Raw genomic sequence first — 16,670 nt, forward strand, 5'->3', positions numbered from 1 at the left:
TGGGCGCACAATGTCCACAACAGCCCTGAACATCCCCTGGAGGCACCCATGACACCCGCCGGCACCATCCTTGGCGAAGACGGCCTGGCGCGCCCGCCGTGGGCTGCTACCGATCCGCTGCTGCGGGAGTACTACGACACTGAATGGGGCATGCCGGTCCGGGATGAGCACGGCCTGTACGAACGCATCAGCCTCGAGGGCTTCCAGGCCGGGCTGTCCTGGGCAACCATCCTGCGCAAGCGTGAGGCCTTCCGTGCTGCCTTTCTGGACTTCGATCCGGAGAAGGTGGCGCGCTTCGGCGAGGCCGACGTCGAGCGGCTCATGCTGGATGCCGGGATCGTGCGGAACCGCCTGAAGATCCGCGCGGCGATCACGAACGCCAACGCCACCCTCGCACTGCGGGCCGATGGCGGGCTGGTGGACTTTGTGTGGTCCTTCCAGCCGGAAGCGACGCCGGCGCCTTCGACCGTGGGGGACCTCGCCACCCAATCACCGGAGTCACTCGCCTTGTCCAAGGCGCTGCGGAAGCGGGGGTTCGCTTTCGTCGGCCCCACCACCATGTACGCGCTGATGGAGGCGATCGGCATGATCGACACCCATCTTGTGGACAGCCACCGCCGCGGAAGCTCGGGTATCTGGGGCTGAAATCTCCCTTCCCGGCTGTCCACAAAAGTGGGCAACTTTTTCCACAGCTGTGGAAACCCGGTGTGGAAAGCGATCGTTTGGCGGTGAAAACCCTTGTTTTCCGGGGTTTTTGAAGGACCGCTCTCGATTCTGCGGTTTTCCCCATGTGAACAACCCTGTGGATCGTAGCCCGGTCTTCACCAAGTGTTCATGGTCCCGGGATGGAGAACTTCACCTCCGCGGCCGGGAGAGGGCTCCCAGGGCCGGGCATTGGTCCCTGCCGAAGTTACCCACTTAACAACAGTCCGCTTCCCACAAGTTATCCACAGCTGGGGAAAAGCTGTGGTTACCGTCCTCGGAAACCCGTGGATTCAAGGGGATTCCGGTGCGGTTTAAGGGGGAGAACTACAACGATGTGAGTTATTAACAATGTTGAAAAGCCTGTTGATATCGCGCCGTACAGGCTGCCCGTTCCGCTTATCCCGGACTTTTTCCACAACCTCCCAGCCGCGGGACGATTTGTTCCACATAACCACAGGGCGAGTTGGCCAGGTTATCCACAGCTGTGGACCAGTCTGGGAATTCTGGCGGGACTGCGTCCGGAAAGGGCGCGAACACGGGAACCAGGCGATGAACTACACAGTTGTAAGTTACGCACAGTGTGGATAACGGCTGTGGAAAAGCCTCTGTCGGGTTATGCCGGAACGCATGACGTCACTCAGCGGGACGCTCGCCACGGCGCGCGATGGCATCGATGATTTCCAGCTTTGAGAGGCCGCGCTGCGGCATCTTGCCAGTTTGCTCCATGCCGATTCGAAGGGCATCAACTCCACCGCGCTAGGCGGCGCGGCATTCGCTCCCAAAGGGGATGCCGCCCGCAGGCTTAGACGGAGGCCGTGCGGAACGCTGTCAGCAGCACGAGGAGGAGCGCGACGGCGGCGAATCCGCCGGCCTGGACGAGGGCGCGGCGTGGTCCGCGCGGCGCGTAGGCCACCGCAGCGGCGCCGAGGGCCCCGGTAATGAATCCGCCGAGGTGTGCCTGCCAGGCAATACCGGCCACCATGAAGCCGATGACCCCGTTGATGGCGATGAGCACCCACAGTTGCCTGGTATCGCCGCCGCGGTGCCGCTGGATCACCAGCAGGGCCCCGAACAGGCCGAAGATTGCGCCGGAGGCACCCGCCACTGAAGTGGTCGGTTGCCCGGGAACGTAAAGGGGCGTCAGCAGGAGGTAGCCGACTGAACCGCCAATGGCGGAAAGCAGGTAGATGGCCAGGAAGCGGATCCGGCCCAGCAAGGGTTCCAGGGTCTGGCCGAAGATCCACAGCATGTACATGTTGAGCACGATGTGGGGAACGAAGGTCTGTGAATGCAGAAAAGCTGAGGTCAGCATCCGCCACGGTTCGAAGTGGCCAAACTCTGGCTGGACATAGCCGGCAGCGAAGGCGAAGTCCATGATCATCGCGTTCCGGGGAACGATCCACTGCAGGACATAGACCAGGACGCAGGCGGCGATCAGCCCCAGAGTCGCCACGGGGCGGCCGGCCGCAGCGGTGCCGCCGTAGACGGAACGTACTGCCGGCGTCGAACGCTTCTGTTCGTTGACGCAGTCAACGCATTGGAACCCGACGGCGGCCGCCCGCTGGCATTCCGGGCACGCCGGGCGGCCGCAACGCTGGCACCGCACATAGGAGGGCCGGTCGGGGTGCCGGGGGCACACCGGAACGCCTGCTGACGGCTCGGCCGCCGGGTATCCAAAGCTCATGTGTTGTTCAGGCTCCGCAGAATCAGAGCTGGACGACGTCGATGCTGTTGATGACGACGTCTTCGACGGGGCGGTCGCCCATGCCGGTGCGGACGGCTTCGATGGAGTCGACGACCTTCTTGGACTCGTCGTCGGCGACTTCACCGAAGATGGAGTGCTTGCCGAACAGCCAGTCCGTGTTGACGGTGGTGATGAAGAACTGGGAACCGTTGGTGCCCTTGCCCATCTGGACGCCGGCGTTGGCCATGGCCAGCTTGTACGGGGCGTTGAAGTTCAGTTCCGGGTGGATCTCGTCGTCGAACTTGTAGCCCGGGCCGCCGATGCCGCGGCCCAGCGGGTCGCCGCCCTGGATCATGAAGTCCTTGATGATGCGGTGGAAGATGGTGCCGTCGTACAGCGGCGTGCCGGTCTTGTCTTCGCCGGTTTCCGGGTGCGTCCAGGACTTCTCACCGGTGGCGAGGCCGACGAAGTTTGCCACGGTCTTGGGAGCGTGGTTGCCGAAGAGGTTAACCACGATGTCGCCGAGGCTGGTGTGGATGGTTGCTTTTGCGGTTGCGATCGTCATGGGCCCATTCTTTCATGCAGGGTCAACGCGGCAGGGGCCCGGAAGCCGGTTCCGCGCTCGGTGAAATCTCCCGCGATTGCGCCGGATGAATAGCCGGTGCCGGTCAGGCGACGTAGGCTAACAACAAACGAGCATGTGTATCGGGAGGTAGTTGTGAAGAAATCAGACCGGATTGCCCGCGACCTTGAGCACTCTGTGGCAGCAGGAGTAGATACCGCCAAAGACTGGGCTGCACCACGCGTCGAAGCTGCCGTGAACTGGGCAGTTCCCCGCATCCAGCATGGAATCGATACCGCCTCGCCGAAGATCCAGGAAGGTCTCAAGTCGGCCGCAACCAACCTGGCCGACGGCGTCGCAACCGTTACCCCGAAACTCCAGGAAGGCCTGGCGAACCTCGCACCGAAGATCCACGACGCCGTCGAGGACGCCTCGCCGAAGATCCAGGAAGCCCTGAACAAGGCAACTCCCGCCCTCGGCGTCGCCCGCGACAAGGTGGTGGACGAATACCTGCCCAAGTTGTCCGAACAGCTTGGCCAGGCGTCCATCACCGTGCACCACATCCTCGAAAACGCGCCCGCCCAGGTTGACGCCGTGGCCCAGAAACTGGTTGATTCCGGTGTCGTCCACACCCTCCAGGACCAGGCACAGGCCGCCGGAGCCCAGTTCAAGTCAGTTGCCGAGGAAACCGGCAAGGCCGTTGCAGCGGGGCTCGGACGCAAGGAGAAGCCCAAGAAGCGGGGGCTCCTGATTGTCACGGTGATTGCCGCGGCCGTCGCTGCAGGCGTTGCTGCGTGGAAGGCTTCCAAGCCGGTTGAGGATCCGTGGAAGACCCCCGTGCCGGTGACGCCGACGCCGGAACCGGCTCCGATCCCGTTCCCGACGCCGGAGGCGGTCAAGGAAGAGGGCTCGAAGCCCGCGGAATCGATCGCCGAAACCGTTAAGGAGGCCGCCTCCGAGGCCGCCGACAAGGCGGCCGAGGTTGCAGAAGATGCCAAGGAAGCCGCCGCCAAGGTGGCCACCGATGCCAAGACCGCGGTGAAGAACATCGCCGCAAGCCTGCACAAGGATGAGGACAAGGACAGCAGCAAGAACGAGGGCTGATCCGGATCTTCAGGCATTCCTTTGAGGGGACTCCGCTTGGCGGGGTCCCCTCAATGTTTATCCACACGTCACCTGACGCTCCCTCGCGGGCGCGAAGGCTGGTGTTAGATTTATCTGGATGTCAGCCGATAGATCGCCCGAAGAACTCGCCCCTTCTGACGCACCCAGGCCGGAAGTCTCCATCGTCATCCCGGCGTACAACGAGGAAAGCGTCATCAGGCAATGCCTCATCGCCGCCATTTACCAGTCTGTGCCGGCCGCGGAGATCATCGTGGTGGACAACATGTCTACGGACCGCACCGCCCTGATCGTGGGCCAGATGCAGCTGGAATATCCGGAAAGCCCCATCCTCCTGCTGAGCCAGGACCAGGCGCAGGGCCTGATTCCCACCCGCAACTTCGGGCTCAACCATGCCACGGGAGACGTCCTGGGGCGCATCGACGCTGACTCCGTGCTGGAACCCGACTGGGTGGAACAGGTCCAGGAAGCCTTCATGGATCCGGAGGTCCAGGCAGCCACCGGTCCGGTGGTCTACTACGACATGCCGATGCGGCGCTTCGGCCTCAAAGCCGACGACAAGATGCGCCAGCTCATGTTGCGCCTGGCCAAGCACCAGTACCACTTCCTGTTCGGATCCAACATGGCGTTGCGCCGCACGGCGTGGGAAACCATTCGCGACGAAGCATGCCTCGACGAGAAGGACGAGATGCACGAGGACATCGACCTCTCGCTGCATCTGGCCGAGCACGAGATGCGGGTTCAGTACTGGCCGCAGATGGTGTCCGGCATGTCGGCCCGGCGCCTCGAGGATTCACCGCGGGATTACCGCTACTACGTGACCCGCTTCGACCGGACCTACAAGGCGCACAACGTCAAGAAGATGGCCTTGAAGGCCCCGATGGTCGTCTTCTTCTCCGTGTACTTCCCGGCCAAGCTGCTGCGCGCCATCCACACCGCCAGCTCCAGCCAAAGCGTCCGCCGCGGCGGCCAGTAGCCGCCGGCGAACCATCCTGCGCGGCGCTTAGTCCGTGCCGAGCTCGGCAACCGGCTTTCCGCCGTCGACCTTTGTACCGCTCCGTTGCCCGCTGACGACGACGGCGAGCCCCGCCAGGATCAACCCGAGCCCCACATAGGTGCCGCCAGGCAAGGCCTCATGCAGGAACACCGCGGCCAGCAGGGCCGCTCCGGGGATTTCCAGCAGGATGATCATCGACACCAACAAGGGGCTCATGGTGGCCAGCAGGTGGTTGAACATAGTGTGGCCCACCAGCTGGGCAGACACGGTGATCGCGAGGATCCCGATCCAGCCTCCGGCGCCAAAGCCGGCAAGGGGCTGTCCTGTGGACAGCGCCAGCACCGCAATCAGGACGGCGCAGATTCCGTAGCACAGCGCAGTGTAGCTTCCGGTTCCCATCGTCTGCCGGGCACGTCCGCCGGCCATCGCATAGAGGGCCGCGAAGACACCGCCGGCCAGGGCAAGTAGGTCGCCCCACAGCGCCTCCGGTGAAGACCCCACGTCGAAGCCGGTGATGACCACCACGCCAACCAGCGCCACGCCAAGGCCGGACGGCACAGCCCAATGGTGCCGCGTGCCGCGAAAGGCTTCGAAGATGGCGATCCAGGCCGACTGCAGGCAAACGAGCGCGGTTGACGCCGCCACTGAGGTCAGTTGGAGGGAGGTGATGAAGCAGGCGAAATGCGCAGCCAGCGCGGCGGCGGCAATGCCCGTCCAGAGTGCCTCGCGGCGAGTGATGTCGCGGAATTTGCTCGGTTCGCGGAGCAGCACAGGGGAGGCCATCACGACGGCGGCAATCGCGTTGCGCCAGAATGCGATTGCCAGCGCGGTGGCGGTAGTCCCGGCCAAAGTTGCGGCGATCAGCGGCCCGGACGCCGCGACGCCGAGGACCCCCAGGGCAGCGAAGACGATGTTCATGGTCAACCCCCGGTAACTGCCGTGCCCGCGGATGCCGGAGGACAGCGTCTTTGGAAAAACGTCCTTGGGAAAACAAAAGAGTCCCGGTCATTTCTGACCGGGACTCTTTCCTATGGTGGAGGCACGGGGACTCGAACCCCGAACCCCCTGCTTGCAAAGCAGGTGCGCTACCAATTGCGCCATGCCCCCATAAGAAGCAACCCGTCCATCCTACCGCAAAACTTCCACCGGCTTTCACCAGCTTGGTTCCGGGACTGGCTAGTCAACCGTGTCGGTTGCCTGACTCCAGACTGTCTTCCGGGCTTCGGATTCCTGCACCTTCCGGTAGAGCAGGACGCCTGCGATCGCAGCTGCCACGAACAGCAACTTCTTCACATGCACCCCGTTCCGGTCCTCGCGGACCTTACCGTAGAACCGTGCAGGTTCCGTGGGCGTACCAGGACTTGAACCTGGGACCTCTTCGTTATCAGCGAAGCGCTCTAACCGCCTGAGCTATACGCCCCGATGCCTCATCGGGCCGAGATATGACTCTACAGCACATCCCGGCCCGATCTCAAATCGAGGCAGTTGCCCCCGGATTTCCGCCGTTTTTCCGCGGTTTTCCGGGGATTTTGCTAGTCGTCGGTGAGGGTGACGCCGATGCCGCCGACGAGCGTTGCCGAAATGTTATAGAGCACGGCGCTCAGCATGGACAGGGCAGTCAGCAGTACCACATTGACCACGGAAATGATGGTGGCGAAGGACAGCACCTGGCCCAGCGAAGCGACCTTCTTCAGTTCGAAGCCGCCGCCCTCGGAACCGGCCAGTGTGCCCAGGAGACTGTCCACCTGGTCGAAGATGCCCGTGAGGTCAAGGACCGTCCACAGCACCATGGCGGCCACGACCGTGACGATGCCCAATGCCACAGACAGCAGGAAGGCCATCTTGAGCACCGACCAGGGGTCGACCTTGCTCACCAGCAGGCGCGCGCGGCGGACCTTGGCCTTCGGGGCTGGCTTTACCAGTCCCGGACCCCCCGCTCGCTGGCCGGGGGCTGCCGAACGTGCCTGCTGCGCCGCCCGCACACCCGGAGCAGGAGGACGCTGGCCCTGCGCGGCGGGACGCTGCGCGGAAGCCGCGGGTCCGGCCGGGCGCTGCGCCGACGACGGTGCACCCGCGGGCACGGGGGGACGGGATCCGGCGGCCGGGGCTGCCTGCGGGGTGCCGGAAGGCTGACGAAGTCCGCCGGGGACCTCTGTGTTCGGCTTGGGATATGAGTCAGGATTACTCATTCGTTCCTCCGGTGTTGTCTTCGTTCAGCTCGGTGGCGGGATCCTGGCTGCTGTCCGCTGCGGCGGTCCCGCCATTTGCTGCGGCCGCCTGGGCGGCGCCGCCGTCTGCAGCCAAGGTTACGGTATCCGCGGCTCCGGGTTGCTGTTCTTCATCCGTCTCTTCACCTTCGAGGCCGCGTTCGCTGTTGCGCGCCACCTCGATGATGCGGTCGTTCTTGTCCGGCTTGGCAAAGATGACGCCCATAGTATCGCGGCCCTTCGCAGGGACGCCGGCGACGGCGGAACGGACAACCTTGCCGCCCTCCATCACCACCAGGACTTCGTCCTCGTCCTGGACAATCAGCGCTCCGACCAGGTCGCCCCGCTCTTCGGCCAGTTTGGCAACCTTGATGCCGAGGCCGCCTCGGCCCTGCAAACGGTATTCCTCGACGGCGGTCCGCTTGGCGTATCCGCCTTCGGTCACCACGAAAACGTAGGAACCGTCCTTGACCACGTCCGCGGCAAGCAGCTCGTCGTCCTCGCGGAACTTCATGCCGGTCACCCCGGAGGTGGCGCGGCCCATGGGGCGAAGTGCCTCGTCCGTCGCGGTGAAGCGGATGGACTGGCCCTTCCGGGACACCAGGAGGAGGTCGTCGGTTTCGGACACCAGCTGCGCCGAGACGAGTTCATCATCCTCGCGCAGGTTGATGGCGATGACGCCCGCTGCACGGTTCGTGTCGTAGTCCTCCAGGCGGGTCTTCTTGACGAGGCCGGCCTTGGTGGCGAGCACCAGGTATGGGGCCTGGGCGTAGTCGCGCAGGTCCAGGACCTGGGCAATGTGCTCGTCCGGCTGGAACGCCAGCAGGTTGGCCACGTGCTGGCCCTTGGCGTCCCGGCCGGCTTCGGCAAGCTCGTATGCCTTGGCCCGGTACACCCGGCCGAGGTTGGTGAAGAAGAGCAGCCAGTGGTGCGTAGTGGTGACGAAGAAGTGCTCCACGACGTCGTCTCCACGCAGCTGGGCACCCTTGACGCCCTTGCCGCCGCGCTGCTGGGAACGGTAGTTGTCGCTGCGGGTGCGCTTGACGTAGCCGCCCCGGGTGATGGTGACAACCACTTCTTCTTCGGGGATCAGGTCTTCCATCGACATATCGCCGTCGAAGCCCATGAGGATATGGGTCCGGCGGTCGTCGCCGTGCTTTGCCACGATCTCGGCAAGTTCGGCGCTGATGATTTCGCGCTGGCGCTGCTCAGAGGCGAGGATCGCGTTGTACTCGGCGATCAGGGCCTCGAGTTCGGCATGGCGGTCCTGGATCTTCTGGCGTTCCAGGGCTGCCAGGCGGCGGAGCTGCATGTCGAGGATGGCGCGGGCCTGCTGCTCATCGATATCCAGCAGCTGAATCAGGCCGTCGCGGGCGGCCTCGGTGGTGTTGGACGCGCGGATGAGGGCGATGACCTCGTCCAGCATGTCCAGTGCCTTCAGCAGTGCGCGCAGGATATGTGCTTCTTCTTCTGCCTTGCGCAGGCGGTACCGGGTGCGCCGTGCAATGACGTCCATCTGGTGGGCCACCCAATGCCGGATGAAGGCATCCAGCGTCAGGGTGCGGGGCACGCCGTCAACGATCGCAAGCATGTTCGCCGCGAAGTTGTCCTGCAGCTGCGTGTGCTTGTAGAGGTTGTTCAGGACCACTTTGGCCACGGCGTCGCGCTTGAGCACGATCACCAGGCGCTGGCCGGTGCGGCCCGAAGTTTCGTCGCGAAGGTCCGCGATGCCCTGGATCTTGCCGTCCTTGACCAGTTCGGCAATCTTGATGGCCAGGTTGTCCGGGTTCGCCTGGTAGGGCAGCTCGGTGACCACCAAGCAGGTACGGCCCTGGATTTCCTCGACGTTGACCACGGCGCGCATCGTGATGGAACCACGGCCCGTGCGGTACGCGTCCTCGATGCCCTTGTGTCCAAGGATGGTCGCGCCGGTGGGGAAATCCGGTCCCTTGATCCTCAGGAGCAGGGCTTCGAGCAGTTCTTCCCGCGTGGCGGTGGGGTTGTCAAGTGCCCACTGGACACCTTCGGCCACCTCGCGCAGGTTGTGCGGCGGAATGTTGGTGGCCATGCCGACGGCGATGCCGGAGGAGCCATTGACCAGCAGGTTCGGGAAACGCGCCGGCAGGATGGTGGGTTCCTGGTTCTTGCCGTCGTAGTTGTCCTGGAAGTCAACGGTTTCCTCGTCGATGTCCCGGACCATCTCCATCGCCAGCTGGGCCATCTTGGTTTCGGTGTAACGGGGGGCTGCCGCGCCGTCGTTGCCGGGTGAACCGAAGTTGCCCTGGCCGAGGGCCAGCGGGTACCGCATGGTCCAGTCCTGGATGAGGCGGACCAGGGCATCGTAAATCGCCATGTCGCCGTGCGGGTGGTAGGTACCCATGACGTCGCCGACCACGCGGGCGCACTTGTTGAAGGAACGGTCCGGCCGGTAGCCGCCGTCGAACATCGCGTACAGCACGCGGCGGTGGACGGGCTTCAGGCCGTCACGGACGTCGGGAAGGGCGCGGCCGACGATGACGGCCATCGCGTAATCCAGGTAGGAGCGCTGCATTTCGGTCTGCAGGTCCACCTGTTCGATGCGGTCAACCAGCACGTCGCCTTCAAGAACGGTGTCCGGGGTGTCCTGTTCCTCGGGTACCTCGGGGGTTTCGTCACTCATAGTTAGTATTCCGTTTCAGGTATATGTAAGTTCTGGAACATAAGCGGGGCTGGAGAGCCTCGTTAGATGTCCAGGAACCTGACGTCCTTGGCGTTCTGCTGGATGAAGTTCCTGCGCGACTCGACGTCCTCGCCCATCAGCACGGAGAAGATCTCATCCGCCGCGGCGGCGTTCTCCATGGTGACCTGCAGGAGCGTGCGGTGGTCCGGGTCCATCGTGGTGTCCCACAGCTCGGTGTAGTCCATCTCGCCGAGGCCCTTGTAGCGCTGGATGCCGTTGTCCTTGGGCAGGCGCTTGTTCATCGCGATGCCCTTACGGATGGTTTCATCGCGCTCACGGTCGCTGTAGACGTAGTCGTGGTGCGCGTTGGACCACTTGATGCGGTACAGCGGCGGCTGGGCCAGGTACACGTAGCCGTTCTCGATGAGCGGGCGCATATAGCGGAACAGCAGGGTCATCAGCAGGGTGGTGATGTGCTGGCCGTCAACATCGGCATCGGCCATCAGCACGATCTTGTGGTACCGCAGCTTGGAGATGTCGAAATCCTCGCCGATGCCGGTGCCGAAGGCGGTGATCATGGACTGGACTTCGTTGTTGCCCAGTGCCTTGTCCAGGCGGGCACGCTCCACGTTCAGGATCTTGCCGCGGAGCGGCAGGATGGCCTGGGTTTCCGGGTTCCGGCCGCGCTTGGCCGAACCGCCGGCGGAGTCACCTTCCACGATGTACACCTCGCAGCGCGACGGGTCCTTCGAGGAGCAGTCCGAGAGCTTGCCGGGCATGCCGAAGGACTCCAGCGGGCTCTTGCGGCGGGCGTTGTCGCGGGCCTTGCGTGCCGCCATGCGTGCCTGGGCGGCCTGGATGGCCTTGCGGATGACGTCGCGGGCGGGGCCGGGGTTGCGCTCGAGCCAGTCACCGAGCTGGTCGGTGACCACGCGCTGCACGAAACCCTTGACCTCCGAGTTGCCGAGCTTCGTCTTGGTCTGGCCCTCGAACTGGGGTTCGGACAGCTTGACGGAGATGACGGCGGTCAGCCCTTCACGGATGTCGTCGCCGGTGAGGTTGTCGTCCTTCTCCTTGATGATGGACTTTTCGCGCGCGTAGCGGTTGATGAGGGAGGTCATCGCCGCGCGGAAACCCTCTTCGTGGGTGCCGCCCTCATGGGTGTTGATGGTGTTCGCGTAGGTGTGGACGCTCTCGGAGTAGGCGGTGGTCCACTGCATGGCGACCTCGACGGCGATGTGCCGCTCGGTGTCCTCGGTCTCGAAGGCGATGACGTCCTCGTGGACGATATCCACCTTCTTGCTCGAGTTCAGGTGCTTGACGTAGTCCAGCAGGCCCTCGTCGTACTGGTACACAACGGTGCGGTGCTCGGCCGGGACTTCGCCCTCGGTGGAAACCGCGTCCAGGTCCAGGTCCTCGGCGTCGGCCTGCCTGGCCGGGCGCTCGTCCGTCAGGGTGATCCGCAGTCCCTTGTTGAGGAAGGCCATCTGCTGGAAGCGGGCACGGAGGGTCTCGAAATCGAACTCCGTGGTTTCGAAGATGCTGCCATCAGGGTAGAACGTCTGGGAAGTACCGGTCTCGTCCGTGGCTTCACCCATGACCAGTTCACCGTGGGGCTTGCCGCCGTCGGCGAAGGACATCCGCCAGACGTGGCCCTGGCGCCGGACTTCGGTGTCTACACGGCGCGAGAGCGCGTTCACCACCGAGATGCCGACGCCGTGCAGGCCGCCGGACACCGCGTAACCGCCGCCTCCGAACTTGCCGCCCGCGTGAAGGATGGTCATGACCACCTCGACGGTGGGCTTGCCCTCGGTGGGGTGCATGTCAACGGGGATGCCGCGGCCGTCGTCGACGACCTTGACGCCGCCGTCTGCCTGGAGCGTCACTTCGATGTGGCTGCAGTAGCCGGCCAGCGCCTCATCGACCGAGTTGTCCACCACTTCGTAGACCAGGTGGTGGAGGCCCCGCGGACCTGTGGATCCGATGTACATGCCCGGGCGCTTACGCACTGCCTCAAGACCTTCAAGGACGGTGATGTCACTGGCGCCGTATTCCCGGGCACCGGCGGACGCATCCGGAATGCTGGCAATGTCCTCCGCGGGATCAGCTGCCAAAATCTCTGCATTGTCGTTAGCCACTGGCGCTTTCGACTCCTCTGTGTTCGATGGTCGCCGGCCGTCACCGCACACAAATGAAGAAGTCCGGGAAGGACACTCCAGTAGGAATGCGGCGGCCGCCAACAGGGACGCCACTGATAACGCCGGCGACTCATTGACTGGCGGATCCGCTGCTCATGTGCTTCGCAGCAGGGCCAGTCAGCTGTTCGTCGGCGCCCAGTTGTCTATCCACGATTCTATCGTGTCCAAGGCCCCGAACCCGATTCGGCCCGGGGCGGTTCTCAATAAACGTGCCCCTGGCAGGCCGCTGGCCCCTCTGGAACCGCCCAAAACGGCACCACTTGGGGAGCTATACGGCCATAGTGCGTTTCCGGCCGCTGTGCGCCATTTGCGGGAAGTGTCCGCGGACAGCGGAAAATCGCTCAGCCGTAGGTGTCCCGCGGGCCGCGGCCGTTGACGCTGCGGCCGCCTTTGCGCCAGTTCGGTGCCGTCGGGGCAAGGACATGGATCGCGGTCACCACGCCTTCGCCGAGCTCCTTGCGGAACAGCTCCAGCAGGCTCGAATTCAGCAGTCGGAGCTGCGTGGCCCACGCCGTCGAATCGCAGCGCACGTGCAAAGTGGTGTCCGTGAAGCTCTCCGGAGTGCAATGGGCGGAAATCTCCGGCCCCACCAAGGCTTCCCATTCCGCCATGACAGAACCGACGGCCACGGGAGACGTCCATCCGCGCTCTGCCACCAGCCGGCCCACCACCTTGCCCAGGCCCAGCGGATCGCGGCCATTACCGTGGAACTGGCTGAAGCCGCGGGTGTCCCGCAGGCCCTTCCGCTTCGGCGCGGCCTTTCCTGGGGCGGCACGGCGCACCTCGCCGCGGGCGGCCGCGGCCTCGCGCATCCGGTTCAGGGCAGCCTGGGCGGCATCGATGCGGTCCGGGTCGCGCCCGGGCTGCAATCCGCCGTCATCCTTCGCCATCTATGCCTCCGGGGACAACCTTCACCCGCCGCCCGGCCAACTCTTCGGGGATGTCGGCGTCGACGGCGGCCGTCACCAGCACCTGTTCGGCGCCGGCGACTATTGCCGCAAGTTTACGCCGCCTTTGCACGTCGAGCTCTGCGAACACGTCGTCCAGGATGAGGATCGGCGCCGATCCTCCGGTCAGGGAGTCATCGAGCATCACATAGTAGGACGCAAGGCGGAGTGCCAGGCACATCGACCAGGTTTCGCCGTGCGAGGCATAGCCCTTCGCGGGAGCCTGGCCAAGCAGCAGCTCAAGCTCATCCCGGTGCGGACCGACCAGGGAAATGCCGCGTTCCAGCTCCTTGCGGCGCGCCGCCGCAAAAGCCTGGACGTACCGCTCGCTGAGCTGTTCGACGTTCAGCTGCCGCAGCTCCTCCACCCCGGCGTCGGGTGCGGCCGCCCCCTCCGCGGGGCCGCCGTCGTCGTCCAGTACTCCCTGGAGCGTTGCACGGTACAGCGCGTTCGCGTCCTTCGACCCGTCCGTGAGCTGGGCATATGCCCGCTGGAGATGCGGACGCAGCCGTTCCACCAGTTCAAGCCTGGCGTGCAGCAGCTCGGCACCGGCCCGGGCCATGTGCTGGTCCCAGACGTCGAGCGTTGCCTCGTGCCCGGCGGTGAAACGGCCGGCACGGGCGGACTTCAGCAGGGCATTCCGCTGCTTAAGCACCCGATCGTAATCGGCGCGGGTGGCGGCGTGGGCAGGGAGGAGGCTGACCAGCATTTCGTCGAGGAAACGGCGCCGGTTGGAAGGATCACCCTTCACCAGTGCCAGGTCCTCAGGTGCGAACAGCACGGTCTGGCAGATGCCCAGAATGTCCCGGGCCCGCACGGGGTTTCCGCGGTTGATGCGCCCGCGGTTTGCCCGCCCCGCGTTGATTTCGAGTTCGACGACGGTTGCCTGGCTGCCGCGCACGAGCCTCGCCCGGATCATGGCGCGTTCGCTTCCGAAGCGGATCAGCGGGGCGTCCGTGCTGACCCGGTGCGAACCGAGGGTGGCGAGGTAGCCGATGGCTTCCATCAGGTTGGTCTTGCCGATTCCGTTGGAGCCGACCAGCACGGTCACACCCGGGCCGAGCTTCAGGTCAACCTGGGCGTAGCTGCGGAAATCGCTCAGCGAAAGGTGTTCGAGGTACACGGGTGCTGCCGGCCCCCGGATGCCTAGCTGGACGGACGGGTTGCATGCCCGCCGAACTGGTGGCGCAGCGCGGACACCATCTTCATGGCCGGGGAATTTTCTTCCCGCGAAGCAAAACGGGCAAAAAGCGCCGCGGTGATGGCCGGGGCAGGAACGGCGTTGGCGATGGCTTCCTCCACCGTCCAGCGGCCCTCACCGGAATCCTCCACATAGTCATCGATCGAGGCCAGGCCCGGATCCTCGTCGAGGGCCTTCACCATGAGGTCCAGCAGCCAGGAGCGCACCACGGTGCCTTTCTGCCAGGCGCGGAAAGTGCCGGGCAGATCCGTGATGATGTCCTTGGCCGCAAGCAGTTCGTAGCCTTCGGCGTAAGCCTGCATCAGTCCATACTCGATGCCGTTGTGCACCATCTTTGCGTAGTGGCCCGCACCGACGCCGCCGACGTGCACGAAGCTGTCGGCACGGTCGCCTTCGGGGCGGAGTGCATCGAAGACCGGCATGGCAAGCTCGATGTCTTCGGCTGAACCGCCGGCCATGAGGCCGTAGCCGTTCTGCAGGCCCCAGACGCCGCCCGAGACACCGCAGTCAGCGAAGCGGATTCCCCGGGACGCGAGGAATTCCGCGTGCTTCTGGTCCTCGGTGAACCGGGAATTGCCGCCGTCGATCACCATGTCGCCGGTGCGTAGCTTCTCACCGAGTTCGGTTACTACCGCGTCAGTGATGTCCCCGGCAGGAACCATGACCCAGATGATCCGGGGGCTGGGAAGGGCGGCAATCAGCTCGTCGACCGATGCGGCATCAGTGACCTCGGGGTTGCGGTCGTAGCCGGTGACTTCGATTCCGCCGTTCCGCATGCGCTCCCGCATGTTGAAACCCATTTTTCCAAGGCCGATCAGTCCGATGTGCACGGTGTGAGCTCTTTTCTGCGCTAGTGGGAGGGTGGGTTGCCCAAATGCGTGGGCCCACGCCGCCAGGGTTCCCTGGCCGAGCTTGCGAGTCGAGGGTGGCGGTGGGGACTAGTTGGGCAGGCGGACCGGCATCACCAGGTAGCGGTAGTCATCCTGGTCGTCTCCGTCGGCCTCGGCCTGGGCCGTGATCATGGCCGGCTTGGGTGCACTGGTGAACGAGAAGCGCACGTACTTGCTCTCGATGACGCTCAATCCTTCGATCAGGTAGTGCGGGTTGAAGGCCACCGTGATCTCGTCGCCGGTGAGCTGGGCTTCGAGTTCTTCAGAGGCCTGGGCGTCCTCGCCGGTACCCGCATCCAGGTTCAGCTGGCCCGGGGTGAAGGCCAGGCGAACCGGGGTGTTGCGCTCGGCCACAAGGGAGACGCGGCGCACGGCCTCGATGAGTTCCTGGGTCTGCACTGTGGCGTGGATCGGTGTCGATTCCGGGAACAGGGAGCGGATCTTCGGGTAATCGCCGTCCACCAGCAGGGAGGTGGTGGTGCGGCCGCCACTCTCGAAGCCGATCAGCCGGCTGTCATCGTCGGCCAGTGCCAGGTTGATGTCGCCGCTGCCGCCGAGTGTCTTCGCAACCTCGTTCAGGGTCTTGGATTTCACCAGGGCGCTTGTGGAGATGCCGGGTGTGACAGGCTTCCACGGCACTTCGCGCATGGCAAGCCGGTACCGGTCCGTGGCCAGGAGGGTGATCAGCTCGTCTTCGATTTCCATCCGGACGCCGGTCAGGATCGGCAGTGTGTCGTCCTTGCTGGCCGCGATGATGACCTGGGACACAGCCTGGGCGAAAGCGTCGCCGGGCAGGGTGCCGCTGACGGCGGGCAGCGCCGGAAGCGGCGGGTACTCCGACTCGGGCATCGTTGCGAGATGGAAGCTGCTTCGGCGGCAGCTCAGGGTTACCTTGCTGCCGTCTGTTTCGACGTCGACCGGCGCCGAAGGCAGGCTGCGGCAGATGTCTGCCAGCAGGCGGCCGGAGACCAGGATGGTGCCTTCGGTGGTGATGTCCGCGGGAATTTCAAGCCGAGCGGAAGTTTCGTAGTCGAAGCTCGAGAGGCTGACCGTGCCGGCTTCCGCCTTGAGCAGGAGGCCGGAAAGGACAGGAACGGGCGGCCGCGGAGACAAGGATCGGGCTGTCCACGTGACGGCTTCTGCCAGGACATCCCGGTCGACTCTGAACTTCACGGAAGGGTGCCGCCTTTCATTGCTGTCGCATATGCGATTGCTGCTGCCAATGCTCTTGTGGAAGCTCCTGGGAACTGCCATGGCCCTTCGGACCGCTTCCCGTCCGGTGTATCCACCGTGAATGACAAGAAAACCGGGCCCGGAGGACACGATGCTGACAGCTTAGCCGGAAGTCCTGGCATTAACCCATCCCCCGAGGTCCTGGCCGGTGCGCAGCGCCGGCAGGAGCTGCGGGGCGGGTCGGTCGGAAAGAGATTGTTGTTTGAGGGATCTGGATTTTTTGGGATTAGTAGTGTTAATAACCCTTGTGGAAACTGTGGATAAC

14 protein-coding genes and 2 tRNA genes are annotated in these 16,670 nt (G+C 64.5%); 3 read left to right on the forward strand and 13 right to left on the reverse strand.

What is annotated here, in order from left to right:
* Positions 1 to 48 precede the first annotated feature (48 nt).
* Complete coding sequence (locus ACNQPB_RS04105; RefSeq protein ID WP_498749341.1) at positions 49 to 645, forward strand: DNA-3-methyladenine glycosylase I; 597 nt, start codon at positions 49 to 51, stop codon at positions 643 to 645.
* Positions 646 to 1,507: 862 nt separating this feature from the next.
* Here the strand turns inward: ACNQPB_RS04105 and ACNQPB_RS04110 are convergent.
* Positions 1,508 to 2,389 (reverse strand): rhomboid family intramembrane serine protease, encoded by an 882-nt coding sequence (locus ACNQPB_RS04110; RefSeq protein ID WP_498749342.1) that lies wholly within the window; start codon positions 2,387 to 2,389, stop codon positions 1,508 to 1,510.
* Between the two features lie 22 nt (positions 2,390 to 2,411).
* Entirely contained in the window at positions 2,412 to 2,954 is a 543-nt protein-coding gene (locus ACNQPB_RS04115) for a peptidylprolyl isomerase (RefSeq protein ID WP_498749344.1), read from the reverse strand.
* A 153-nt stretch (positions 2,955 to 3,107) separates the two neighbouring features.
* Between ACNQPB_RS04115 and ACNQPB_RS04120 the strand changes: the two genes are divergently transcribed.
* A complete protein-coding gene (locus ACNQPB_RS04120) occupies positions 3,108 to 4,055 on the forward strand; it encodes a hypothetical protein (RefSeq protein WP_498749345.1) in 948 nt (315 codons plus the stop codon).
* A gap of 118 nt (positions 4,056 to 4,173) precedes the next feature.
* Positions 4,174 to 5,049, forward strand: coding sequence for a glycosyltransferase family 2 protein (locus ACNQPB_RS04125; protein ID WP_498749347.1), 876 nt, complete (start codon positions 4,174 to 4,176; stop codon positions 5,047 to 5,049).
* A gap of 27 nt (positions 5,050 to 5,076) precedes the next feature.
* On the opposite strand, the gene ACNQPB_RS04130 is transcribed toward ACNQPB_RS04125, so the two are convergent.
* The 11 genes from ACNQPB_RS04130 to dnaN form a co-directional block, all read right to left on the reverse strand.
* The gene (locus ACNQPB_RS04130) at positions 5,077 to 5,988 is read right to left on the reverse strand and encodes a DMT family transporter (protein ID WP_498749349.1); all 912 of its coding nucleotides are present in this window, start codon (positions 5,986 to 5,988) and stop codon (positions 5,077 to 5,079) included.
* Between the two features lie 113 nt (positions 5,989 to 6,101).
* Positions 6,102 to 6,177, reverse strand: a tRNA-Ala gene (locus tag ACNQPB_RS04135).
* 69 nt (positions 6,178 to 6,246) lie between these two features.
* Positions 6,247 to 6,363 (reverse strand): DLW-39 family protein, encoded by a 117-nt coding sequence (locus ACNQPB_RS04140; protein WP_498749351.1) that lies wholly within the window; start codon positions 6,361 to 6,363, stop codon positions 6,247 to 6,249.
* A gap of 53 nt (positions 6,364 to 6,416) precedes the next feature.
* Positions 6,417 to 6,490, reverse strand: a tRNA-Ile gene (locus ACNQPB_RS04145).
* Positions 6,491 to 6,602: 112 nt separating this feature from the next.
* Positions 6,603 to 7,259 (reverse strand): DUF3566 domain-containing protein, encoded by a 657-nt coding sequence (locus ACNQPB_RS04150; protein ID WP_498749353.1) that lies wholly within the window; start codon positions 7,257 to 7,259, stop codon positions 6,603 to 6,605.
* Entirely contained in the window at positions 7,252 to 9,936 is a 2,685-nt protein-coding gene (gene gyrA / locus ACNQPB_RS04155; RefSeq protein WP_498749355.1) for a DNA gyrase subunit A, read from the reverse strand. The genes ACNQPB_RS04150 and gyrA overlap by 8 nt, the downstream gene beginning before the upstream one ends.
* 62 nt (positions 9,937 to 9,998) lie before the next feature.
* On the reverse strand, positions 9,999 to 12,074 hold the full coding sequence (gene gyrB / locus ACNQPB_RS04160; RefSeq protein WP_498749357.1) for a DNA topoisomerase (ATP-hydrolyzing) subunit B: 2,076 nt from the start codon (positions 12,072 to 12,074) through the stop codon (positions 9,999 to 10,001).
* Positions 12,075 to 12,475: 401 nt separating this feature from the next.
* Positions 12,476 to 13,024, reverse strand: coding sequence for a DciA family protein (locus ACNQPB_RS04165; protein WP_498749359.1), 549 nt, complete (start codon positions 13,022 to 13,024; stop codon positions 12,476 to 12,478).
* The gene (gene recF / locus ACNQPB_RS04170; RefSeq protein WP_498749361.1) at positions 13,011 to 14,204 is read right to left on the reverse strand and encodes a DNA replication/repair protein RecF; all 1,194 of its coding nucleotides are present in this window, start codon (positions 14,202 to 14,204) and stop codon (positions 13,011 to 13,013) included. Before recF ends, ACNQPB_RS04165 begins: the two co-directional genes overlap by 14 nt.
* Before the next feature lie 23 nt (positions 14,205 to 14,227).
* Entirely contained in the window at positions 14,228 to 15,178 is a 951-nt protein-coding gene (gene gnd, locus ACNQPB_RS04175) for a phosphogluconate dehydrogenase (NAD(+)-dependent, decarboxylating) (RefSeq protein ID WP_498749934.1), read from the reverse strand.
* A 42-nt stretch (positions 15,179 to 15,220) separates the two neighbouring features.
* The gene (gene dnaN, locus ACNQPB_RS04180; protein WP_498749363.1) at positions 15,221 to 16,345 is read right to left on the reverse strand and encodes a DNA polymerase III subunit beta; all 1,125 of its coding nucleotides are present in this window, start codon (positions 16,343 to 16,345) and stop codon (positions 15,221 to 15,223) included.
* Between the last annotated feature and the right edge of the window lie 325 nt (positions 16,346 to 16,670).

The sequence above is a fragment of the Curtobacterium sp. LFS079 genome (assembly GCF_047977865.1).
Lineage (GTDB): Bacteria > Actinomycetota > Actinomycetes > Actinomycetales > Micrococcaceae > Arthrobacter.